The organism is Halostagnicola bangensis (genome assembly GCF_054653435.1).
On sequence record NZ_BAAIGG010000002.1, the window covers coordinates 100,209 to 123,356 of the forward strand.

Below are 23,148 nucleotides of genomic sequence, written 5' to 3' on the forward strand. Positions count from 1 at the left end.
TCTCGCGAACCAGTTGTGGGCACGCTTGCACTACTCGAGGCGTTCCGAACGATCGACATCCGCTCGAGCGCCAGATAATCGAATCGAGCCAACTGTTCAACCGCAATGCCAACGTTGACACTCCCTGAAGTGGGACACTCGAGTAATGAGTACGGCAACGGTTTCGCGGACGAAAGCCTGGGTGATGGCCGCTCGGCCACAGACGTTGCCGGCGGCCGCAGCACCGGTTATCGTGGGCGTCGGACTCGCTGTCTCCGCGGGAGTATTCGCCCCACTGCCGGCGCTGATGGCGTTCGTGGGGGCGGCGCTGATTCAGGTCGGGACGAACTTCGCGAACGACTACTACGACGCCAAGAAAGGAGCAGACACCGATGATCGCGACGGGTTCACTCGAGTGACCCAATCCGGGCTCATCGAGCCCGGACAGGTCAAACTCGCAACGATCGTTACGTTCGGACTCGCGATCCTCGTCGGAACGTATCTGGTATACGTCGGTGGCGTCCCGATTCTCGTGATCGGGCTCGTGAGCGTCTTCTGCGGGTGGGCCTACACTGGCGGCCCCTACCCGCTCGGCTATCACGGACTGGGCGACCTGTTCGTCTTCGTCTTCTTCGGCGTCGTCGCCGTGATGGGGACGTTTTACGTCCAGGCCGCTTCGGTCTACGCAGACCCGTTGACGACGTCGGTTCCGGACGGAACGGTCACGATGACGGCGTTCGTCGCGAGCTTACCGGTCGCCGCAGTTTCGACTGCGATTCTCGTCGTCAACAACGTTCGGGACAGAGAGACCGACCGCGAAACGGGCAAACACACGCTCGCGGTTCGGCTCGGCTACGGGTGGAGTCGCGTCGAGTTCATCGCGCTTCTCGTCCTCGCCTACGCGGTCCCAATCTGGTTCTGGCTCGGTGACGGCTTCGGACCTGCCATCCTGTTACCGCTTCTGTCGATTCCCTACGCCGCGATGATCACACAAACGATGTTGAACCGAACCGACGGAGACGCCCTCAATCCCGCGCTCGAGGACACGGGGAAACTGCTCACGATCGTCTCGATACTCCTTGCCGCGGGGTTGATACTCGGATGACGCCGACGCTTTCGTTCCGGCGCTTCTCGCTCCCGCTCGAGTCGCCACTCGAGACCGCTCACGGACGAATCGAACAGCGCGAAGGCTTTCTCGTGAAACTGACCGATGGCGACGCCGTCGGCTACGGGGAGGCGACGCCTCTCCCTGGGTGGACGGAATCGCTCGAGGCGTGCGAACGTGGGCTCGAACAGGCGAGAGCGGTGCTTTCTACGGAAGGAACAAGCCGAGCGATCGACACCGTCGACGACCACGTGGCGGCCCGCCACGGTGTGACGCTTGCGGTCGCCGATCTGCGCTCCGCTCGCGACGCGACGCCGCTGTACCAGTACCTCGGCGGGGACGCGCTCGTCGGCCGGGTTCCGGTCAACGCGACGATCAGCGACGGAACGCCGGGGGAGACCGCCGAGGCGGTCGAGACGGCCGTTTCGCGAGGATTCGACTGCTGTAAGCTGAAAGTCGGCGTTCGTCCCGTCGAAACGGATATCGAACGCGTTCGGCAGGCTCGAGCGGCGGCCGGTCCGGAGGTCGAGCTTCGAGCTGACGCGAACGGGGCGTGGACCATCGAGGAGGCCGAATCCGCGATCGAGGGGTTCGCCGACTACGGCGTCTCGATCCTTGAACAGCCCCTCCCGGCGGGTGCACTGGAGGGCCACGTGGCGTTGCGCGGCCGAGGCGTCGGCATCGGCCTGGACGAGGGACTGCTCGAGCACGGCGTCGACGCGATCTGCGAGGCAGGTGCGGCGGATGCGATCGTTCTGAAACCCATGGCGCTCGGTGGGCTGGATATCGCCCAGCAAATCTCCGCGTGGCTTCGCGAACTCGAGGTCACGCCCATAGTGACCACGACCATCGACGCCGTCGTCGCCCGAACGGGTGCCGTCCATCTCGCGGCGGCGATCCCGGACCTCCCCGCCTGCGGACTCGCGACGGGTGAGTTACTCGCCGAGGATCTGGGGCCCGATCCCGTCCTGTTCGAAAGCGGTTCGGCGGTCGTTCCGCAGGCGAAGGGTCTTGGGGTTTCGGGCCTCTGGTCCGAGTAATGCGCGAGTCCGTCGACTGGCCGACTGCGGATCTGCTGACTCATCGGCGCGAGACGACGCCCGAGAAAACTGCGGTAATCGACACCGAGACCGACCGCCGGTGGAGCTACCGCGAGTTCGATTGCCGCGTGGACCGCGTCTCAAACGCTCTCGAGTCGATTATCAAGGCTCAGGCTACCAGCAATAGTGACGGGCCGCCCCGAGTCGGCGTCCTGATGGAGACTCGCCCTGCGTTCGCGAGTCTCGTCTTCGCCGCGATGCGAACCAGGTGCGTTCTCGTCCCCCTGAACGTCCGCGAGACGGCGACCGAGATAGAATCGAAGATTGAGCGAACAGATCTCGAGGCCGTCATCTGCGAGCGAGAGACGGAACTCCTGGCCGTCTCGAGCACGGCCAGACCGGTTTTCTCCGTCGACGAGCCGACCGATTCGGGCTCGAAGTCCGTTCGCGTTCGACCGCTTCCGGCGGACTCGGGCGAGGCCACGACGGCTCCCGAACCGACCGTTCTGGATCGAGACGATCCGTTTCTGATCCTCTTTACCTCTGGAACGTCCGGCGAACCAAAGGGAGTTCGACTGACAGTCGGAAACCTCGTCTCGAGCGCGACTGCGTCTGCGTTTCGGCTTGGCGTTCTTCCGACGGATCGCTGGCTCTGCTGTCTTCCGATGTATCATATGGGCGGACTCGCCCCTGCGGTCCGGTCTGTGCTCTACGGGACGTCGCTCGTCATCCAGCGTGAATTCGAGCCGGAAGCGACCGCTCGAGCAGTTGATGAATACGATATCAGCGGCGTCTCGCTCGTTCCGACGATGTTCAAGCGACTGCTCGAGGCAGGCTGGAGCGAGCCCGATTCGCTCCGATTCGTTCTGCTTGGCGGCGCGCCGGCCTCGAGCGAGCTACTCGAGCGGGCGCGAGAAGCCGACGTGCCCGCTTTTCCGACCTACGGAATGACCGAAACGGCTTCACAGATATCGACGGCGACTCCCGAACAATCGCGGGCGCACGACGGAACCGTCGGCCAGCCGCTCGCTGTGACCGATGTCACTATCGCCGACGAGGACGGCGAGCCAGTATCGCGCGGGGAAACGGGGGAAATCGTCGTTTCGGGACCGACGGTGACGCCGGGCTATCTCGAGGACGAGCACACCGCAAAGGCGTTCGACGAACACGGACTGCACACGGGTGATATCGGCTACCGCGATCGGGACGGCCGACTGTGGGTGCTGAACCGGCGGAGCGACCGAATCGTGACGGGCGGCGAGAACGTCGATCCCGGCGAAGTCGCCGACGTCATTCGTGCCTATTCTGCGGTCGAGGAAACCGCAGTCGTCGGCCTGTCGGATCCGGAGTGGGGCGAGCGCGTCGGGGCGCTGGTCGTCCCGTCCGGCTTTGCGGAGAACGTGTCCGCAGGCGACCTACTCGGGTTCTGTGATGGCCGACTGGCGCGGTTCAAGCAGCCGAAAACGATCGGTTTTACCGATTCGCTTCCGCGGACGTCATCTGGTACCGTGGACCGAGACGCTGTCCGGGATCTCCTCGGGGACGACGGGATCGATGCGGCGGCGCTCGAGTGAGGAGTGCGACGATCGGGCGATAGCATATATACGCCAGGGTCCTACGTGTCGCTCGTGTGCACTCTGACCCTCGCCTGGCAGGTTTTCGACGACGCGCCCGTCGCCGTCGCGGCTAACAGGGACGAGGCCCTCGAGCGTCCGTCGACGCTCCCCAACATCTATCACGAGGAGCCGCTGGTGGTCGCGCCGCGGGATACGGAAGCCGGTGGGACCTGGATCGGGTACAACGAGCACGGCGTCTTCGCGGGAATCACGAACCGCTGGACCGACGCGGATCTGGCCGGTGATCGCTCTCGAGGATTGCTGGTCGGCGACGTTCTCGAAGCCGAGTCGGCGGTCGAAGCGGCTCGGACGATCGAGACGGTGACCGACAAGCACGAGTACAGCGGGTTCAATCTCACCGTCGCCGACGCGGAGCGGGCCTACTGTTACACGTGGGACGGCGAACTGGACCGCCTCGAGTTCGATCCGGGAGTCCACGTCGTGGTCAACGTCGCCGTCGACGACGCGGTGGCGATTCCGTCAGTTCGCCCGGAACTGGCTCGAGTGCAGGCGAGTAACGCCCGAGCGGTTCGGGAGGAGCTCGAGGTGGATCCTGGCGAACTCGCAGACGAGTGGCTCGAGCGGGCGGGTGACGTTCTGGGCGACCACGAGTACGGCGTCTGTATCCACCGGGACGGATTCGGAACGCGGTCGTCCTCGCTGATCGCACTCGGCGAAACGACGACCTACGAGTTCGCGGACGGTCCGCCGTGTCGAACCGCCTACGAGGAACTGTCCTCGGTCGGCGACCTCGAAGGCCACATTTAAGCGCCTTGCCCACTGTCTTTGTGGTATGCGCGCACATCCGTCCGTAGCCACGAGTACGCTCGCGAGGTGGGCACCGTGAGTCTCTCGACCGCCGAAGCCGAACTCTCCGCGGATGAACGAGCGGGTCTCGAACTCGTCCGCAACTCCGGGGGCATCCACCAGAGCGACTTCTGGAAGGAACTCGATGTCTCTTCGCGAAAGGGGAGCCGAATCGTCGAGTCGCTCGTCGAGAAGGAACTCGTCGACCGCGAAGATACGGTGTACAACGGACACAACACCTACTACATCACGCCGACCGCTCGAGATCTGGACTTTACGCTCCTGATGGCCGGCGATATGCTCTCGCCGTTCATCGGCGAGGAAGAGGTCGATCCCAACAGCGACGCGTTCTCGCAGTGGATCATGAACCTCGCGTATCAGGACTGAGTAACGCTCTTTCGCGATCACTTCCAGTCGTCGTCGATCTCCGAGCACGCCGCCAATTCTTCCGATGCCGTCTCTCGCTGAGGCTCGTTCTTCCCAGTCGTTCCCTAACGTGATCGCTTTCCCGCTTACTCGAGTGCGCTACCGGCCCGAATAATCTCCCGTTCGCCGAAGGCGGGCCCGACGAGTTGGACGCCGACTGGGAGCCCGTCGGTCTCGCCCGCAGGAACCGAAATCGCTGGCAGGTTAGCGAGGTTTACCGGCACGGTGTTGGCGTCGGCGAGGTACATCGTCAGCGGGTCCTCGAGGCTCTCGCCGAGTTCGAACGGCGGAACCGGCATCGTCGGCGAGGCGAGCACGTCGGCTTCCGAAAGCGCCTCGTCGAAGTCCTGTTTGACCCACGCTCTGGCGTCCTGTGCCTTTTTGTAGTACTTGTCGTGGTAACCGGCCGAGAGCGCGTACGTGCCGAGCAGGATGCGGCGCTTGACCTCGTCGCCGAACCCTTCCTTTCGAGCCTGCGAGAACGCCTCGTTCCAGTTGTCGTTTTCCCCCTTCTCGCCGGCGGCGTGACCGTACCGGACGCCGTCGAACCGCGCCAGGTTCGAGGAGGCTTCCGACATCGCGATCACGTAGTACGCTTCGACGGCATGTTCGACCGACGGGAGGCTGACTTCCTCGTAGGTCGCCCCTTGGGCCTCGAGTTCGTCGATCGCGTCCCAGAACGTCTCGACGACGCCCTCGTCCGCTCCCTCGAGCAGCTCCGTTGGAACGCCGATAGTCAGGCCGTCGACGTCCCCATCGGCGGCAGACGCGTACGATTTTCCGTCGGTGTCGTTCTCTGTCCCCACTGGCGGCTCGCGGGTGGTCGCATCTCGTTCGTCCGGACCCGCGATAACGTCGAGTAGGGAGGCGGCCTCCTCGACGCTCGAGCCGAAGGGGCCGATCTGTTCTAAGCTGTTCCCGTAGGCGACCAGTCCGTACCGCGAGACCAGTCCGTAGGTCGGCTTGATGCCGACGACGCCACAGAAGGCGGCCGGACAGCGGATCGAACCGCCGGTGTCGGATCCCAGCGCGAGGTCGGCCTCGTCGGCGGCGACGGCCGCGGCTGAACCTCCCGACGAACCGCCGGGGACGTGTCCCGGTGCGGCGGGGTTGTCAGTCGATCCGAAAAAGGAGGTCTCGGTCGTCGTTCCCATCCCGAACTCGTCCATGTTCGTCTTTCCGACGATGGTTGCACCGGCGTCCTTGAGCCGGGAGACGACCGTCGCGTCGTAGGGCGGGACGTACTCCTCGAGCATTTTCGACCCGCAGGTGGTCCGGACGCCTTCGGTCGAAATGTTGTCCTTGACGGCGACGGTTTTGCCGGCCAGTGGCCCGTCGTCGTCGCCCGCTATCGTCTCGTCGGTGATGAAGATATTCTCGGACATGATCAGGAGACGTTCGGCCCTTTGAAGTAGCCGTCCTCGGTTTCGGGGGCGTTCTCGAGTGCCGATTCGCTGTCGAGTGAGTCACGAACCTCGTCGGGTTCCATGACGTTCGTGAGCTCTGCGTCCTGGTCCACCGCTGGAACCTCGTCTAACGTCTCGAAGTACTCGAGGATATCCGCGAACTGGCCGGTGAACTGTTCGATCTCGTCGTCCTCGAGATCGACCCGGGCCAGCGACGCGACGTGGCGGACGTCCTCCGGAGTAACGGCGTCGTCGCTCATATACAATCGCACCGGCCTGTCGGGAGTAAGCGTTTCGATACGATCGACGGGCGGTTCATGCTGTCGGCTGTAAGTCGTTCAAGATTCTCGTCGCCTCGGGGGTGCGAGAATCTTTCTATAGTTACAGCAGACAGTATCAGCAGACCCGTGACTCGCTTTTCCGATAGCCGTTACGCTGTCATCGCGACGTGCCTTGAGCGCTCATAATTCGATATTACCCGAGAATAAGATAGAGAAACCGTCGCATACTCAAGCATGTTCAACTCGAGCCGACTGGTATGAACTGTGACAATTGCGGAGCGAACGACGAAATCGCGTACACGCTCAAAACTCATCCGGCGACCGAATCAAATCCTGCGACTGACTTGGAACCGACCTCAAGCGAAGCGTCCGCCGAACCGAGCGAAGCGTCGGAAGAATCGATCGACTTGCGGTTTTGCTCCGCCGACTGCCTTCAGGAGTGGACTACCGTTCCGTCGGCGACTTTCGGCGACGAGCCGTCGATTCGGCGGCGACTCCGGTTGACGGATCAGTCCCGGATAGTGGACGGATCGCGATAAGTCGATTCGGGGCGTCCCTCGATAGGTCGGTTCGACGCAAACCTCAGTAGGTCGGACTTTCTTCGGCGACGCCGTCTCGAGCGTTTGCGACGCGACCGAACACGAACAGGGCGTCGGAGAGCCGATTGAGGTACGTGACCGCGACCTCGTTGATCTCCTCTTCGCCGGCCAGTGCGACGGCGCGTCGTTCCGCTCGCCGACAGATCGTCCGCGCGTAGTGAAGCCCGCTTCCGAGATCCCCGCCGCTCGGAAGGATAAACGACGTCAGGGGCTCGAGTTCCTCGTCGTACTCGTCGATCCACCCCTCGAGGAGGTCGACGTGTTCGGGTTCGATCTGGGGGTCGTCGTCGTCCGGTTCCGGGTTCGCGAAATCGGCCTGCACGACGTGGAGGTGGTTTTGAATCTCCCGGAGTTTCGTCTCGAGGTCGTCGTAATCGGTCGGCCGAGTCGTTCCGATGACGGCGTTTAGTTCGTCGACCGTGCCGTAGGCTTCGATCCGGTGGCTCGCCTTCGACACCCTTTCCATCGTCCGGAGATCCGTCTGTCCGTCGTCTCCGCGGCCGGTATAGATGTCCATGCCAGAGACGTTCACGACCTGCTCGCATAATGATGGCGGTGGCAAGGAGGGTATCGGACTCACAGTCTATGGCTCCTTACAACTCGAGCTTTCGATCATTCCCAGTTGGTTGCAACGGGGCGAACATATTGGTAGTCGGGACAGCAACGTCTCGACGAGAACGGGTATCATGGCACAGGCAACACTCGCGATAACGATGCCGGAGCAGGTATGGATTCAGCAGGTGTCGACCGCACACCCTGATTCGACGTTTCGCGTCCTCGCCGCTGTCCCCGATTCCGAATCCGGATTCGCCCTCGTAGAGATCGCCGGACCCGACGTTCCGGGCGTCGTCGAAGCGATGACCGGGCACGAACAGATAACGGAACTTTCGACGATCCAGCGCGGCGAGGGGAAGGTGACGGTCCACTTCGAAACCACCGATCCGCTGCTCCTCTTTTCCTCGCGGGAGTCGGGCATGCCGATCGAGCTTCCGGTCGAGATTCAGAACGGAATGGCGACGATCGAGGTGACGGGAACCCGTCAGCGACTCGCGAATCTCGCCAGCCAACTCGAGCGATTCGGCATTCAGTACCGGATCGAAACCGTTCGCGAGGACCCTCACGAGCGCCAGTTGCTTTCGGAACGGCAACTCGAGGTCGTCGTCGCGGCAGTCGACGAGGGGTACTATGATACGCCGCGGCGGTGTTCGTTGACCGAACTCGCCGATCATCTCGACATCGCAAAATCAACGTGCAGCGAAACCCTTCATCGAGCGGAGGAAGCGGTTATCAAACGGTTCGTCGAGAACGTTTCACACGTTGACGAATTCGCGGACACGAACGAGCCAATTGCCTCGACGTGATTCCCGGTTGAGCCGGTTCGGTAACGGTAATCGTTGTTCGGAGTGCAACAATAGAACTCCCGGCAATTTCAACCCATTTCCTTATAAACTAGCGAATATATTCGCATCAATTCTCGAGCGCTGGAAATCGACTCGACACTTGAAACAGATCTAGTGGTGAAAACGGTATAGAGGTTCCACTAATGAACGAAAATGATGGCGTGCGGACATGTATGATGCACGTGTATCCAACAGCCACATCGGAGGTGTTCTAACCCGATGAGCGCAGACGACGAGTCGTTCCACCCGCTCGGACAGGAGTGGGAGGACGATCTCGAAGCAATGCTCGATGATACCGAGTACGATACCGACCTCGGGATGCAGATGGCCGAAGACGCCATGCGAGTCACCAAGGGCGAACTCTCCGAGGCCGAGTTCCACGAACAGTATCACGAGGATATGATGGAGGAGTTCGGCCAGGACGACCGGCCGACCGAGCAAGCCTTAGAGGAGATGGAAGCGAACGCTTCCAACGCACTCGAGGCGTTCGAAGGCGACGAGGATATGGATCGTCGCGAAATGATGAAGAAGATGGGTGCGGGGGCCGCCTTCCTCGGACTCGGTGCCGCGGCGACCTTCGGCGACGACGAACCAAGCGTCGACGCCGCCGCGCAGGAAGACGACGATGACAACGACGGAACCCAGTGGGGGATGGTCATCGACCTCGAGCAGTGTGACGGTTGTCTTTCCTGTGTTCAAGCCTGTGCCGAAGAAAATCAGCTCGACGCCGGCGTGAACTGGATGTACGTCCTAGACTACGAGGATCCCGAAGAGGATCTGAACTCCGGACGCCAGCGACTCGTCCGTCCGTGCCAGCACTGTTCGGACGCGCCGTGTGAGAAGGTCTGTCCGACGACGGCCCGACACACGCGTGAATCAGACGGACTCGTCCTGACGGACTACGAAGTCTGTATCGGCTGTCGATACTGTCAGGTTGCCTGTCCGTACGGCGTCAACTACTTCCAGTGGGGCGAACCCGATGTAGCCGCCGAAGCAATCGATGACGACCACGTCTACGATGAGCGCGGACGCCCTGTCGATAGTCGTGCGCCCCGCGGCGTCATGAGCAAGTGTACGATGTGCCCGTCCCATCAGGACGGTCAGCAGGGCGAAGAAATGATCGGAACGACTGCTTGTGAAACTGCTTGCCCGCCGGACGCGATTCAGTTCGGCGACATGAACGATTCCGAAAGCGCTCCCCAGCAGTATCTCGATAACGTCGCACTGACGCGTGCGAAGTCCGAACTAGCCGGTGACAACTTCGCACCCGAAGAGGGACTCGACTACGACGAACTCGAGGAAGACGATCTGGACGATGCTGAGGAAGACTTGCTCGAAGCCGTTAGAATCCTCGACGGCGAGGACGAACCCGCCGAAGATGATGACGATGACGGAATGACCGAGACCGAAGCGGAACGGATCATTCAGGGCGAAGAAGGCTCGCACGCCTCGACGTTCAAGCTGCTCGAGGATATCGGCACGAACCCGAACGTCGTCTACGTCGGTAACGAACCAGGTCCGAACGCAGAGCAGACCGAAGGACCGGTCGATTACGAGCAGATGGACTACGAGCGAGCCGACAATGGTGAGGATCAGGTCCTCGCCGACGTTCGAAAGGACGTTACCGACGAAGGAACTGTCGACCTCGATTACATCTCCGAGAGGATGCCGATATGAGCACCAAGACGCCAAACGAGGACGACATCCTCCGACCGATTCGCAACACGTCGAAGAACTACTACATCCTCTTCGGCGCGGCGTTGTTGGCGTTTGCGGCGTTCCTCGTGGGCTGGGCCTACCAGCTCCAGCAGGGATTGGTCGTCACCAACCTCTCGGACTGGGGTAGCGGTGGCGGCGTCACCTGGGGACTGTACATCGGCGCGTTCATCTGGTGGGTCGGGATCGCCCACGGCGGCATTATCCTTTCCGCCGCCGTTCGACTGCTCGGCATGGACCGATACATGCCGGTTGCCCGCCTCGCAGAGATGCTGACGCTCGCCGGTCTCTCGGCCGCAGGATTCTACATTCTCGTTCACATGGGCCGACCGGACCGCATGGTCACGAGCGTTATCGGTCACTACCACATCACCGTACACAACTCGCCGCTGGTGTGGGACGTGACGGTCATCACGGCCTATTTCGTGCTGACCGCGACCTACCTCGCACTGACGATCCGATACGACGTGACCCGACTCCGCGATCAGTTACCGGATCACTTTGATCCGATCTATAACGTGCTGACACTCGGATACTCCGAGAGCGAGGACAAGATCATCGAGCGGATGGTCTGGTGGCTCGCACTCGCGATCATCATCATGGCGCCGCTGTTGCTTCACGGCGGCGTTATTCCGTGGCTGTTCGCCGTCCTCCCGGGCATGCCCGCCTGGTTCAGCGCCGTGCAGGGTCCGCAGTTCCTCACGATCGCGCTGACTTCGGCGATCAGTGGCGTGATCCTCATCTCTGCGGCCTTCCGGTACGCTTACGACTGGGATCACATCATCACTGACGACGTCTTCCGCGGCCTCCTGCTGTGGCTCGGTTTCTTCAGCCTGCTGTTCCTCTGGCTCCAGCTCCAGCAGAACGTCGTCGGTATGTTCGCCGCACCGCTGGACACGGCCGTCGCACAGGAAGCGACGCTGTTCCACCCGATCTATCTCCTCTCGATGGGGATGGTCTTCGGGACGCTGGTCTACATCTTCGCACAGACCATTCGGCCGTCGCTGTTCACGCGAACTCGTGCGATGGCAGCCGGAGTGACGGTGCTTCTTGCGACCCTGATGGAGAAGATCCTCTTCGTCGTCGAGGGCTTCCTGCACCCGACGTTCGAAATCTACGCGGCTACTCCTGGGGTGTACTTCCCGAGTTTGATCGAGTGGCTCTCACTGGTCGGGACGGTCGGCATGGTAGTGCTGTTCTTCCTCGTCCTGGCCAAGGTCGTTCCCGTGGTCGAACTCCACGCGATCGAACACCTTCGCGAAGATCACGGTCACGAACCGGCAGACGAAAGTGCGAGCAAACAGGAGGTTGAAGCATGATTGCCGCACTCTCAAACGGCCTCTCGCACGTCCTCTATCACGGCTACGAGGGCACCGAAGGAATAACCGGTTTCCCCAACATCGGTACCTTCCTTATCTTCGGCGTGGTCCTCGTTCCGGTGTACGTCATGATCGCAGCGTGGTTCGTCGGCAAGCCTCGAGGAACGAATTCGGGCCTGCTTGGCGTCTCCTATCTCGTTGGCATCACGGCCCAGATGTGGATCGGGATGTTAATCCTCACCCTGATCATCAGCGTTGTATTCTACGGAGGGGTGCCGGAGCCGTTCACTTCCGTCGGGCCGTAATTCCGCCGAGTACTGTTTCTCTCTTTTTGCACTAACGATAACAGATTTGCGCGATTCGTCGCTGTTCGCCGTTGTCCGTACCCGCTAGCTGAATTTTCGAGCCCCAAACCATCACACGTATCCCGTTCCACCCCTACCTTTCGTGTAGAGCATCTCGACGCACCATGAGTATCACAGAACACGAACTCAAAATCGAACTCGAGAGCATCGAGGATCCGATGATCGGCGACGACATCGTCTCGCTCGGTCTGATTAATAGCCTCTCGATCGAGGACGGAACGGCGAACATCTCGCTCGCGTTCAACGCCCCGTACTCACCAGCCGAAATGGAGATCGGGACGGAGATTCGCGAAGTACTCGCCGAAAACGGGCTCGAGGCGAGCCTCCAGGCCAACGTCAGTGGCGAGATGGGATTCGACGACGAAGTCCTTCCTCGAGTGCGAAACGTTATCGCCGTTTCCTCGGGGAAAGGAGGCGTCGGCAAGACGACGGTCGCCGCCAACATCGCCGCCGGTCTCGAGGCACGCGGAGCGATGGTCGGCCTTCTCGACGCAGACATTCACGGCCCGAACATTCCACGAATTCTGCCGGTCGAGAGCGAACCGGGAGTGTCGCCGGACGAAAACCTCGTCCCGCCGCGATCCGACGGCGTTCGCGTCATGAGTATGGGATTCATGATGGAAGACGACGACGATCCGGCGATTCTCCGGGGACCGATGGTCAACAAGTTCATGATGAAGTTCCTCGAGGGCGTCGAGTGGGGTCGACTCGACTACCTCATCGTCGATCTGCCGCCGGGAACCGGTGACGCGTCGTTGAACCTCCTGCAATCGATGCCGGTCGACGGATCGATCATCGTCACGACGCCACAGGAGATGGCGCTCGATGACACGCGAAAGGGAATCAACATGTTCCAGAAACACGACACGCCGATCGTCGGCGTCGTCGAAAACATGAGCTCGTTTATCTGCCCGAGCTGTGACGACGAACACGAACTATTCGGTGATCAGGGCGAGGGCGTCGAGAAGATCGTCGACGATTTCGACATTCCGATCCTCAACAGAATTCCGATGCATCCCGATTTCGGTGCCGATGGCGGCACGGGAACCGTCGCGAAGGATACGGAAAGCGATGTTTACGATGCTGTCGACGAACTCGTCGCAAACGCCGCGGACCGAATCGGTGAAATCAACAGACAGCAAGTCGCCGACCACAGAGGCGAACAGGCCCGGAACGCAATTCCAACCGAAACGGACAACTAGGAGCGACTCGACCGTCGTTTTCGAATTGCGGGTTCGTTGTGTGAAAGGATTCGCCGCTTACCGCGTCTATTCCTCGAGTAGCGAGTCGATATACTTCGAGACGTGATCGTCGATCCGGCGTTTGTACCCGGCTTGCCTCGCGAGCCGATCGAGTTCTCGAGCGATCAGACTGCCGTACTGAACGGCCTTTTTGTCCCGATAGGCGACCTCTCTGGGAAGGTAGTCGGTTGCAACGGATCTGAGTCCCTTCTTCCTCGTGTTTTTGTCGGCGAGCAGGTCGTCCGGAAGTCGAAGCGCCGCGTCGACGACGGCGTCGTGAAGGAGCGGCGCGACGGGTTCGACGCCCGCCGCCCGGATCGTACAGATATCGCGGGGCAACTGACTCGGAAGCGTCGCGATGCTTTCGCGAACCGCTCCGCGGACGGTTTCGGCGTCGACGCGGTGATCCAGACGAACCACCTTCTCGTAGCCGCCGAACAGTTCGTCGGCACCCTGCCCGACGGCGAGTCGGTCGAACCCGTCCTCGGCGACCCGTTCGCCGACGAGATACAGCCCCAGCGCGATCTGGACGTCCATCGCGTTCGTTCGACCGGTCGCCCGCGCGACTTCGGGAACGGCCCGCTCTAGATCGGCCGGCTCGAGTTCGACGACGGTGAGTTCGCGTCCCATCGCGTCCGCCGCGGTACGTGCGGCTTCGACGTCGTGACTGTCGGGGAAGCCGACGACGTACAGCGGGGCGTCGAGTAGCTCCGCGACTAACGCGGAGTCGACGCCGCCCGAGAACGCGACGGCGGTGTTTTCGGTTCCGATGGTCGAGGTGGCAGTTTCGGTTGCCGTCGAGAGTTTCTCGAGGGCGGTGGCGTGGTCGGTGTACGGAGTCGGCTCGGGAAGCGACCAGACCTGTTCGGGGAGTCCCGTTTCGTTCGGCCTTAACACGGAACCGGCGGGGAACAACTCCGGTGCGTTCAGTTCGGTCGGGTCGAACGCCCACGTCTCGAACCGATCAGCCGTTCGGTCGCCGCTATCGGAGCGATCGATTGTGGAATCCCCTTCGATAAACAGCGGAACGCGTCCGAGAACATCTCGGACGAGCCTGCCGTCGACAGTCCCGGCAAAGCCCGCCGTCCCGGGAAGCGGATCGCGTTCTTCGAGGGCGGTTCGAACGGTCGTCGGGTCGGCTCCGCGAAGCGTCATTGGAACAGCTCCCCGACGCCCTTTCGAACTCGACGAGCCACGCCACCCGCGGCCTGACGGAAGCTAATGTGCCAGGGAGTTCGCTTGCCTTCGACGGAGGTCCGTCCCTCGCCGATCGCCGTCAGGACGGGATCGACGGCGCGCTCTTCAGTGTCGACTCGGGTCACGGCCTGCCCGACCATCTCGCTGATGTGAGCGTCGCTTCCGGCGGTCATGGGCAACCCGTGAGATTCGGCGAACCGTTCGGCCTGCCGATTCGCACGGCCGGTAAGAAGTCGAGAGTTGTAGACCTCGATCGCGTCGGCTTCGGCGAGTTCCTCTCGAGTGATACGAGCCATAACCCCGTGGCGTGATTCTTGAAACGGGTGGGGGACCACGGCGAGGCCTCCCTGGGACCGGATCGCTTCGAGCGTCGATTCGTAGGAGAGTCCTGGCGGTACGGCTTCGTCGATACCGAGCCCGAGGATGTGTCCGGCCTTGCTCGAGATTTCGATGCCGGGAATGCCGACCAAGCCGTACTCCGGCGCTCGTTTGGCGGCCTCGAGGCTCGCATCGATTTCGTCGTGGTCTGTGATCGCGATCGCATCGAGACCGACCGCGGCGGCCTGCTCTAAGATGAGCTCGACCGGGTCCCGGCCGTCGTACGACAGCGATGAGTGAGTATGAAGTTCGACCGACAGCACGGCCCGATCTTTAGGCCGATTGATCAAAAGCACCTCGGTACGCTGGCGCTGCCGGACGAGCCTTTGACTCTGTTTGCCATTGTTCCGTTCCTTGGCTCGCGGCTGTGATCGCCATCTACCGGATAGAGTATACACGGACGTGCACATAGAAATCCATTTACCGGCCCGCTTTCAACATGGGGATGAATGAGTCTTGCCGATTCGGACCGTGAACTCGTCGTCGAGGAACTGGGCCGTGATCCCACCCCGGCCGAGGCGGCGCTGTTCGAGAACCTCTGGAGCGAACACTGTGCGTATCGCTCCTCGAGACCCCTTCTCTCCGCGTTCGAAAGCGAGGGAGAACAGGTCGTTATCGGGCCGGGAGACGACGCGGCGGTCGTCGAACTCCCGTCGAACAGTGACGCTGGTGAGCCGACAACCGGAGCAAACGCGGAGGCCGAGACCGGAGCCGACGAGTCGGTCTACATCACGATGGGTATCGAGAGCCACAACCACCCGTCCTACGTCGATCCGTTCGACGGCGCGGCGACGGGCGTCGGCGGTATCGTCCGCGACACGCTATCGATGGGTGCCTATCCAATCGCCCTCGCGGATTCGCTATACTTTGGCGAATTCGACCGCGAGCACTCCCAGTATCTCTTTGAGGGCGTCGTCGAGGGAATCAGCCACTACGGCAACTGTATCGGCGTTCCGACCGTCGGCGGCAGCGTCGATTTCCACCCCAATTACGAGGGGAACCCGCTTGTCAACGTCGCCTGTGTCGGCCTGACGAACGAAGATCGACTCGTCACCGCCGAGGCACAGGAGCCGGGAAACAAGCTCGTGCTCATCGGCAACGGGACCGGTCGTGACGGCCTCGGTGGCGCGAGTTTCGCGAGCGAAGACCTCGCCGAAGACGCCGAAACCGAAGACAGGCCCGCCGTTCAGGTCGGTGATCCGTACGCTGAAAAACTCCTCATCGAGGCTAATGAGGTCCTCGTCGACGAAACCCTGATCGAGTCCGCACGCGATTTGGGGGCCGCCGGACTCGGCGGTGCCTCGAGCGAACTCGTCGCGAAGGGCGGTCTCGGCGCGATCATCGAACTCGAGCGCGTCCACCAGCGAGAGCCGAACATGAACGCCCTCGAGATCCTGCTCGCGGAGTCCCAGGAGCGGATGTGTTACGAGGTCGAACCCGACAACGTCGACCGTGTTCGCGAAATCGCCGAACGGTTCGACCTGGGGTGTTCGGTGATCGGCGAGGTCACGGACGGAAATTACAGTTGTAGCTTTAACGGCGAGACCGTCGTCGATGTCGACGCGTACTTCCTCGGTGAAGGTGCGCCGATGAACGATCTCCCGGTCGAGAAACCGCCGGAACCGACGGTCGACCGACCGGAAACCGATCTCGAGGAGGCCTTCGAAGCGGTCCTCTCGAGCCCGAGCACGGCCTCGAAACGATGGGTCTACCAGCAGTACGACCACGAGGTCGGCGCTCGAACGAGCGTGCCGCCGGGAGACGACGCTGCGGTCATTGCCATCAGGGAGTGCGAAACTGGCCTCGCGATCTCCTCGGGTGCCGCGCCGAACTGGACCAGTGCGGATCCGCTCGAGGGCGCGAAAGCGATCGCACTCGAGAACGCGACGAACCTCGCGGCCAAGGGCGCGACACCGTTGGCGGCGGTCGACTGCCTCAACGGCGGGAACCCGGAGAAACCCGAGGTCTACGGCGGTTTCAACCGAATCGTCGACGGGCTCGCGGAGATGTGCTCGACGCTTTCCGTTCCCGTCGTCGGCGGCAACGTCTCGCTGTACAACGATTCGGCCGCCGGACCGATTCCGCCGACGCCGACGCTCGCAGTGGTCGGAACGAAGGCGGGCTATGAGGCCCCGCCGCTCGCGGCGGAGTCCGACGGCGAACTGATGCTTGTCGGCGACCTCGGGAACGATGCCGACGGCTACCGGCTCGGTGGCTCCGAGTATCTCGCCCAGTTCTCGGGAAGTGATCGATTCCCGGAACTACCCGACGCACCGGATTCGTTCGTCGAAGCGCTCGCCGCGGTCGCCGACGACGATGCGACCCGGGCCGTCCACGACGTGAGCCACGGTGGACTCGCCGTGTCCCTTGCGGAAATGGTTTCACCGGATGTCGGACTCGAAGTCTCTCTCTCGAGCGACGATGTTGCGGGCGCACTGTTCCACGAACAGCCGGGACGGGCGCTCGTTCAGACGACCGACCCCGATACGGTTCGTGATGCGTTCCCCGACGGAATCTCGGTCGTCTCGCTGGGTTCCCCTACTGACGACGGAACGCTGACGATAGAAATTGCAGACAAAACGCTCGAAACTGACGCGGCTGAGATTCGAGCTCTTCGACGGACGATCGAACGCGAACTCGAGTAGCGAGAAGAGTTCGGAGCAACACTCCGGTAGGAAATGCTGTCTATTATGCTTCTTCGAGGGTCGTAATGTCTCGGAACTCGATTCTGGTTCCGCCGTTCTCAGTCGTTTCGACGGTGACCGTCCAATCGTGTGCTTCCGCGATCACGCGAGCCAGGACCAGCCCGAGCCCAGTACTGGCTAGCTCTTCGCCGATGGGTGGATCCAACAACTGACCGTGTCCATCGAATGCCTCGTCCGAAGCAGTGTCTGTGACGAAAAACCCACGTGTTGGTTCGGACGGGTCACCGACACCGATCGTCCCTAGTTTCACGGTGGCGCCGGTTGACCGACGGGCAGCAACGTCGTCGAAAACGGTCTCGAGGAGTCGAGTAAACCGATCTTCGTCGACCCTGAGCGTCGCACCGTTCTCGAGGCGGATGTCCGATTGCTTGAACTTCGATTGTGACGCGGCAGTCTCAACGGCGGTTTCGAGGTCGACTCGGGAACGGGCTCGGACGCTCCGAGAGTTGCGAGCGAACTCGCGAACGTCGTCGACCAACTGTTCGGCTCGTCCGAGCGTCGTCTCGACCGATTCGTCTGAAGCCGGAAGCGTCATCTCCGAAGCCGAATCGCTCTCGATATCGAGAGCGTTGGAAATCGTCTCGATCTGGTCCTTGAGATCGTTCGAGAGCACGTCGGCGACGGCTTCTAACCGTTCGGTTTGTTGCTCGAGTTGGTCCGTTCGCTTCCGGAGGAGCCGATCCTGCTCGGCGCGATCGAGTGCAACGTTCGTGTTTTCGACGAGCGTCGAGACGAGATCTAGGTCGGTCGGGTCGAACTGGTTGGGCTCAAAGGAGCCGGTCATGAGGACGCCGTGCGTGCCGATCGGAGCGATGATCTCCGATCGAATCGGTGTCGATGGGTTGTACAGTTCGTCGACCTCGGTTAGATCCTTGTAGTACTCCGTCTCGCCGGATTCATAGACGTCCCAGACGAGTCCCTCGCCCGGGCGAAAGCGAGGAAGGCCGCCGAATTCGTCGTGTGCTTTGGCCGTGCCGGCGACCGGATCGAGATAGCCGTGGGTGTCATCGAGCAACCAGACGCCACTGATCGGCAACTCGAGGAGGTCGCTTCCGGCGTGGACCGCGATCGAACAGATCTCGTCAGGGTCGTCGGACTGGAACAACCATCGGGTGAGTTCGTGGAGCGACTCGATAACCTGCTCGTGAGTTCGCTGTTTGGTCACGTCGCGGATAATCCCCGCAATGTTCGCCCGTTCGTCTTCGATCGGGACCAGTCGAAGTTCACAGATCCGATCGTTTCCGTAGCGGTCGGTAAACGGGATCTCGAGTTCCCGAAACTGCGCGGCACCGACGGAGACATCGTCGATCGCCCGCCCGATCTCGAGGGTGTCTTCGTCCTCGATCGACACTAACTGCGGGAGCGACTCGACGTGTTCGCCGAGGAGCTCCGAGCGTTCGATTCCGAAGTTTCCTTCGATAGCTTTGTTGACGGAGACGATGTGATTTCCGTTGTCGAGGACGACGACACCGTCTCGAATGGATTCGACGACGGCGGCGTTCTGGGCGAGTTTCGTCTCCCGATCCTTTCGCTCGGTGATATCCCGCATAAAGACGGAGAGCCCGTCTTCGGAGGGATACGCGCGTGCCTCGAACCAGGTTTCTAGTCGCGTGTGATAGACCTCGAACGAGACGGGGATCTGTTCGTCCATCGAGCGGTAGAACCCGTCAGGAAACTGCGTCTCGATCGTGCGAGGGAACTCGTCCCACATCACTCGGCCGATTAGCTCTCCGCGAGAGCGTTTGAGGAGCGCCTGGGCCCGCTCGTTGATGTACGTAAACCGATATCCCGAATCGAGCGCGAAAAACGCGTCCGTCACCCGATCGACCGGCGGAATCGACCTACTGGCCACGATAGATCACCGACGAGAATTGAGACGACCTGCCGGTCTCTCTCGCTCGAATGCTCAAGTGCACGCCAGATTGCAGGTCTGTCATCGGCTGTAAATGTCTATCATTGCTACGTAGAGACGGTATTTGAGTGTCGTGGCCGTCGATGGAATCACTCGACAGTTCGCGGACACGTGAGACGATCCTGTCGGTCACCATCGAAACAGCGTTCTCTCGAGTGGCTCCCCGTCGGAGTGACTCGAGGGAGTTCACAACGAAACGACCGTCCCGACGTCTTTATCGACGCCACGTTCGTAGACGTATTCCGCAGTCGCTGCATCCAGGACGGCAGACCCGACACTCGAGAAAACGAGTATTTCGTCGGCCTCCTCGCGGCCACTGTCTCCCGCCAGCACGTCGCCGAACTCGATGACTTCGAGTTCCGCGTGGCCCGAGAGATCACCGGTTTCTATGGCCTCTTCGGGAACGTCCGCGAAAATTCGATCCGCTCGAGCGATCGTTTCGTCGTCGAGTTCGCGCATTTCCGGCGAGTACGCGCCGACTGCGATGACGAGCGCTCCTGGACTCAGTGTCTCGCCTGGGAATACGGGCTCCGTGCTCGTCGTTGTCGTGACGACGACGGTCGCCCCGTCGACGGCGTCTCGAGGGTTCGAGACCGGTTCTGCAGGAACGCCAAGTTCGTCCTCGAGGTCGGTTGCACACTGCTTTCTCGAGTCGCTCGGCGAGTAGACGCGGATCGACTCGAGTTCGGTGGCGGCGTCGATCGCACGAGTTTGCCAGCGAGCCTGGGTGCCAGCCCCGATCACGCCGAGATCGATCGGCTCGTCCGGGGCGAGTTCTCTCGCGGCGAGACCACCGATACAGCCCGTTCGAGCGCTCGTTATTTTCGTCCCGGCGAGATAGGCGATGGGCTGGCCGGTTTCGACGTCGACGAGCGAAACCTGTGCGTTGACCGTCGGTAGTTCGCGCTCTGCGTTCTCGGGACAGACGGTGACGAGTTTCGTGGTGGCGTACGGAGAGCCGTGAATATACGCTGGCATGCAGAGGCCGGTTCCAGTCGGCTCGTCGGGTGTGTCGGTATCGATCCCCGTTCCGATCGGATAGTGGGGACGTTCAGGTCGCTCGACGGCACCCTCGCGCTGGCGCTCGAAAGCGCCAGCGACGACGGACAAAACGTCCTCGAGTTCGAGGAGGGAGGCGATGTCCGAATCGGATAAAATACGGACCATACCCGAACCACGGATGGCTACTACTTCAGTGTACGTCAGACAGGTGACACACTCGAACCAGTGAAACGACAAGTCGGAATACCGAGGGAATGCCGCCCCTCGGAACCACCGAATCCTTATCGGTATGTGTGTCCATTGGTAACGCATGAAGGTGGTCGTTATCGGCGGCGGTATCGTCGGCCTCTCGAGTGCGTACGCGCTCGCCTCCCGCGGTGGCGACGTCACCGTCTGTGAAAAAAGGTCCCTCGGGAGCGCAAGCACTGCGCGGAGCGCAGGCGGGATCCGCTCCCAGTTCTCTACGCCCGTCAATATCGACCTCTCGCTCGAGAGCGTCGACGTCTGGGAATCGTTCGAAGAGCGCTTCGGCGTCGATATCGGCTACCGGCGAGCGGGCTACCTCTTTCTCGCCAGAAGCGAAGCGAGAGCGGAGGCGCTCGAAGACGGGGTTCGATTGCAAACCGACCGAGGCGTCCCCAGCGAATTTCTCGAGGCGCCGGACATCGCTCGGTACAATTCACACGTCGACGCGGATTCGTTCGTCGGGGGAACGTACTCACCGGGAGACGGGTTCGCGGACCCGCACCTCGCATCGCAGGGGTACGCGACAGCGTGCGCGGATGCAGGTGTAGAGATCCGAACGAACACCGCTGTCATCGATATTCTCACGGACGCGGACGGAGACAGCGTGGTCGGAGTCGAAACCGAGGACGGACGCCTCGAGGCCGATTTCGTCGTTAATGCCGCCGGTCCCTGGGCGGGTCGCGTCGCATCGATGGCCGGACTCGAGTTGCCGATCGTGCCAAAGCGACGACAGATCGCCATCGTCTCGCCCGAGAAGGCGGTTCCGGCGGACGTTCCGTTTACCATCGATCTCGAGTCCGGAACCTACTATCGCCCGGAACGGGACGGCGACGCGCTCATCGGCGGCCACGGAGCCGAGGTCGCTACTTGCGACGACGCTCGAGCGAACCCCGATTCGTACTGCAAATCGGCGGATTTCGAGTGGATCGCGAACGCGCTCGAGACGATCTCGGGCTGGACGACCTGTTTCGGTCCGGAGACTCGCGTCAAACGCGGCTGGGCGGGTCTCTATGCTGTCACGCCGGACGATCACGCGATCGTCGAGGAGACGGTCCCCGGCTTCGTCACTGCCGGCGGGTTTTCGGGACACGGGTTTCAACACGCGCCGGCGACGGGGAAACTCGTCGCCGAACTGATTTTCGACGGCGAACCGTCGCTTGTGGACGGCTCGGCGCTCTCGAGCGAGCGGTTCGAGACGGGCGACAGACGAATCGAGCGAAACGTCGTTTGACTGTGTCGGAAACCGTGTCGAGTATACGGCGTTCATCTGTGCGGCTCGGAAAGAAACGTTTCTATTTGTACACAAAATCTCACTTTTATCCGAAGAAGGTGACATATTTGTACTCGCGCTCGCAACTGGTGTCGTATGAGTACGACGGAAACCCGACGACTGATTCTGGATACGGACACTGCCGGTGACGACACACAGGCGATTTTGCTCGCGGCGCTCTCTGATCGCGTCTCGCTCGAGGGCGTTACGATCTGTACGGGAAACGTTCCGTTCGAGTACCAGGTCGAAAACGCAAAATACACGCTCGAGCTTGCCGGGGCGGCCGAAGATACACCCGTCTACGAAGGCGCGCGTTCGCCGTTGCTCAAGGAGTACGACTTCGCAGAATACGTCCACGGGGAGGGTGGACTCGGCGGCGACCTCTTCCCCGAGACGGGAGTTCCATCGGCCGACGAGCACGCGGTCGATTACATCGTCCGGATGGCTCGAGAGAACCCCGGCGAGATAACGTTAGCCTGCATCGCTCCGTTGACGAACGTCGCACTGGCACTCCAGCGCGAGCCGGATCTTCCCGAACTGCTCGACGGCGTCTGGATCATGGGCGGAGCCGTCAACACGCTGGGGAACATCACCCCGGCGGCCGAGTACAACTTCTGGGTCGACCCCGACGCGGCTCGGATGGTGATCGAGGCGTTCGAGACGACCCTCGTCGATTGGGGCGTCACGGTGCGTGACTCGTTGTTCGAACGCGACGTGTTCGAAGAAGTCGAGTCGATAGACACCCAGTTGGCCGACTTTTACGTGACGATCACGGAAGCCGTCCGCGAGTTCAACGCCCAATCCGACGACGACGCTCTCGGCGCGGACGTCACGACCCAACCGGACTCGATGACTCTCGCGACGCTCCTCGAGCCGGATATCATCGAAGAAGCCAAAACGTACTACGTCGAAGTCGACGACCGCGAAGGTCCGACGCGGGGATACAGTCTGGTGGACGAACTCGAGGTCACCGACGGAGAGGCCCGAACCTGCGTGATCGAGTCGGTCGACGGCGATAGATTCGAGCAGATGATGCTCGATATGTACCGGCACGGGGACCCTCACTACTCCGGGTGATCAATCCGTCGTCCGTCGTATCGGCCCCCGACTGTTCGGGCGTGCCGGATGGAATTCGTCT

21 protein-coding genes are annotated in these 23,148 nt (G+C 61.7%); 14 read left to right on the forward strand and 7 right to left on the reverse strand.

Annotated elements, in window-relative coordinates:
• Nucleotides 1–145 precede the first annotated feature (145 nt).
• The 5 genes from ACYQ14_RS02055 to ACYQ14_RS02075 all read left to right on the forward strand — a co-directional run bounded on the left by ACYQ14_RS02055 (nucleotide 146) and on the right by ACYQ14_RS02075 (nucleotide 4,934).
• Nucleotides 146–1,084 (forward strand): 1,4-dihydroxy-2-naphthoate polyprenyltransferase, encoded by a 939-nt coding sequence (locus tag ACYQ14_RS02055; protein ID WP_459884328.1) that lies wholly within the window; start codon nucleotides 146–148, stop codon nucleotides 1,082–1,084.
• On the forward strand, nucleotides 1,081–2,124 hold the full coding sequence (locus ACYQ14_RS02060; protein WP_459884330.1) for a mandelate racemase/muconate lactonizing enzyme family protein: 1,044 nt from the start codon (nucleotides 1,081–1,083) through the stop codon (nucleotides 2,122–2,124). Before ACYQ14_RS02055 ends, ACYQ14_RS02060 begins: the two co-directional genes overlap by 4 nt.
• Nucleotides 2,124–3,698, forward strand: coding sequence for a class I adenylate-forming enzyme family protein (locus ACYQ14_RS02065; RefSeq protein WP_459884332.1), 1,575 nt, complete (start codon nucleotides 2,124–2,126; stop codon nucleotides 3,696–3,698). Before ACYQ14_RS02060 ends, ACYQ14_RS02065 begins: the two co-directional genes overlap by 1 nt.
• Nucleotides 3,699–3,752: 54 nt before the next feature.
• Complete coding sequence (locus tag ACYQ14_RS02070) at nucleotides 3,753–4,508, forward strand: NRDE family protein (protein ID WP_459884334.1); 756 nt, start codon at nucleotides 3,753–3,755, stop codon at nucleotides 4,506–4,508.
• Between the two features lie 75 nt (nucleotides 4,509–4,583).
• Nucleotides 4,584–4,934 carry a helix-turn-helix transcriptional regulator gene (locus tag ACYQ14_RS02075; RefSeq protein ID WP_283837386.1) on the forward strand — a complete coding sequence of 117 codons (351 nt, stop codon included), beginning with the start codon at nucleotides 4,584–4,586 and terminating at the stop codon, nucleotides 4,932–4,934.
• Between the two features lie 125 nt (nucleotides 4,935–5,059).
• Here the strand turns inward: ACYQ14_RS02075 and gatA are convergent, their stop codons facing one another.
• Complete coding sequence (gatA, locus tag ACYQ14_RS02080) at nucleotides 5,060–6,358, reverse strand: Asp-tRNA(Asn)/Glu-tRNA(Gln) amidotransferase subunit GatA (RefSeq protein ID WP_459884337.1); 1,299 nt, start codon at nucleotides 6,356–6,358, stop codon at nucleotides 5,060–5,062.
• A gap of 2 nt (nucleotides 6,359–6,360) precedes the next feature.
• On the reverse strand, nucleotides 6,361–6,639 hold the full coding sequence (gene gatC / locus ACYQ14_RS02085; RefSeq protein WP_283837390.1) for an Asp-tRNA(Asn)/Glu-tRNA(Gln) amidotransferase subunit GatC: 279 nt from the start codon (nucleotides 6,637–6,639) through the stop codon (nucleotides 6,361–6,363).
• A 278-nt stretch (nucleotides 6,640–6,917) separates the two neighbouring features.
• Here gatC and ACYQ14_RS02090 point away from each other — a divergent pair, with 278 nt between their 5' ends.
• Entirely contained in the window at nucleotides 6,918–7,199 is a 282-nt protein-coding gene (locus tag ACYQ14_RS02090; protein ID WP_459884341.1) for a hypothetical protein, read from the forward strand.
• A 43-nt stretch (nucleotides 7,200–7,242) separates the two neighbouring features.
• Here the strand turns inward: ACYQ14_RS02090 and ACYQ14_RS02095 are convergent, their stop codons facing one another.
• Nucleotides 7,243–7,776 carry a cob(I)yrinic acid a,c-diamide adenosyltransferase gene (locus tag ACYQ14_RS02095; RefSeq protein ID WP_459884344.1) on the reverse strand — a complete coding sequence of 178 codons (534 nt, stop codon included), beginning with the start codon at nucleotides 7,774–7,776 and terminating at the stop codon, nucleotides 7,243–7,245.
• 169 nt (nucleotides 7,777–7,945) lie between these two features.
• On the opposite strand from ACYQ14_RS02095, the gene ACYQ14_RS02100 reads away from it, so the two are divergent.
• The 5 genes from ACYQ14_RS02100 to ACYQ14_RS02120 all read left to right on the forward strand — a co-directional run bounded on the left by ACYQ14_RS02100 (nucleotide 7,946) and on the right by ACYQ14_RS02120 (nucleotide 13,261).
• Nucleotides 7,946–8,620 carry a helix-turn-helix domain-containing protein gene (locus ACYQ14_RS02100; RefSeq protein ID WP_459889953.1) on the forward strand — a complete coding sequence of 225 codons (675 nt, stop codon included), beginning with the start codon at nucleotides 7,946–7,948 and terminating at the stop codon, nucleotides 8,618–8,620.
• 258 nt (nucleotides 8,621–8,878) lie between these two features.
• Complete coding sequence (locus ACYQ14_RS02105) at nucleotides 8,879–10,336, forward strand: 4Fe-4S ferredoxin N-terminal domain-containing protein (RefSeq protein WP_459884346.1); 1,458 nt, start codon at nucleotides 8,879–8,881, stop codon at nucleotides 10,334–10,336.
• Nucleotides 10,333–11,694: an NrfD/PsrC family molybdoenzyme membrane anchor subunit gene (gene nrfD, locus ACYQ14_RS02110; protein ID WP_459884348.1), complete on the forward strand. Its 1,362-nt coding sequence runs from the start codon at nucleotides 10,333–10,335 to the stop codon at nucleotides 11,692–11,694. Before ACYQ14_RS02105 ends, nrfD begins: the two co-directional genes overlap by 4 nt.
• A complete protein-coding gene (locus ACYQ14_RS02115; protein ID WP_459884351.1) occupies nucleotides 11,691–11,999 on the forward strand; it encodes a hypothetical protein in 309 nt (102 codons plus the stop codon). Before nrfD ends, ACYQ14_RS02115 begins: the two co-directional genes overlap by 4 nt.
• A 164-nt stretch (nucleotides 12,000–12,163) precedes the next feature.
• The gene (locus ACYQ14_RS02120; protein WP_459884353.1) at nucleotides 12,164–13,261 is read left to right on the forward strand and encodes an Mrp/NBP35 family ATP-binding protein; all 1,098 of its coding nucleotides are present in this window, start codon (nucleotides 12,164–12,166) and stop codon (nucleotides 13,259–13,261) included.
• A gap of 66 nt (nucleotides 13,262–13,327) precedes the next feature.
• Here ACYQ14_RS02120 and ACYQ14_RS02125 read toward each other — a convergent pair whose 3' ends face one another.
• Nucleotides 13,328–14,455: an asparagine synthase C-terminal domain-containing protein gene (locus ACYQ14_RS02125; protein ID WP_459884356.1), complete on the reverse strand. Its 1,128-nt coding sequence runs from the start codon at nucleotides 14,453–14,455 to the stop codon at nucleotides 13,328–13,330.
• Complete coding sequence (locus ACYQ14_RS02130) at nucleotides 14,452–15,138, reverse strand: PHP domain-containing protein (protein WP_459889955.1); 687 nt, start codon at nucleotides 15,136–15,138, stop codon at nucleotides 14,452–14,454. Before ACYQ14_RS02130 ends, ACYQ14_RS02125 begins: the two co-directional genes overlap by 4 nt.
• 186 nt (nucleotides 15,139–15,324) lie before the next feature.
• Between ACYQ14_RS02130 and purL the strand changes: the two genes are divergently transcribed.
• Nucleotides 15,325–17,520 carry a phosphoribosylformylglycinamidine synthase subunit PurL gene (gene purL / locus ACYQ14_RS02135; RefSeq protein ID WP_459884359.1) on the forward strand — a complete coding sequence of 732 codons (2,196 nt, stop codon included), beginning with the start codon at nucleotides 15,325–15,327 and terminating at the stop codon, nucleotides 17,518–17,520.
• A 43-nt stretch (nucleotides 17,521–17,563) separates the two neighbouring features.
• Here the strand turns inward: purL and ACYQ14_RS02140 are convergent, their stop codons facing one another.
• Both ACYQ14_RS02140 and ACYQ14_RS02145 read right to left on the reverse strand, forming a co-directional pair.
• The gene (locus ACYQ14_RS02140; protein ID WP_459884362.1) at nucleotides 17,564–19,432 is read right to left on the reverse strand and encodes a PAS domain-containing sensor histidine kinase; all 1,869 of its coding nucleotides are present in this window, start codon (nucleotides 19,430–19,432) and stop codon (nucleotides 17,564–17,566) included.
• A 246-nt stretch (nucleotides 19,433–19,678) separates the two neighbouring features.
• The gene (locus ACYQ14_RS02145) at nucleotides 19,679–20,659 is read right to left on the reverse strand and encodes an ornithine cyclodeaminase family protein (protein WP_459884364.1); all 981 of its coding nucleotides are present in this window, start codon (nucleotides 20,657–20,659) and stop codon (nucleotides 19,679–19,681) included.
• 145 nt (nucleotides 20,660–20,804) lie between these two features.
• Between ACYQ14_RS02145 and ACYQ14_RS02150 the strand changes: the two genes are divergently transcribed.
• Nucleotides 20,805–21,971, forward strand: a complete 1,167-nt coding sequence (locus tag ACYQ14_RS02150) for an NAD(P)/FAD-dependent oxidoreductase (RefSeq protein ID WP_459884366.1) — start codon at nucleotides 20,805–20,807, stop codon at nucleotides 21,969–21,971.
• A 135-nt stretch (nucleotides 21,972–22,106) separates the two neighbouring features.
• Nucleotides 22,107–23,087 carry a nucleoside hydrolase gene (locus tag ACYQ14_RS02155; RefSeq protein ID WP_459884368.1) on the forward strand — a complete coding sequence of 327 codons (981 nt, stop codon included), beginning with the start codon at nucleotides 22,107–22,109 and terminating at the stop codon, nucleotides 23,085–23,087.
• Nucleotides 23,088–23,148 lie beyond the last annotated feature (61 nt).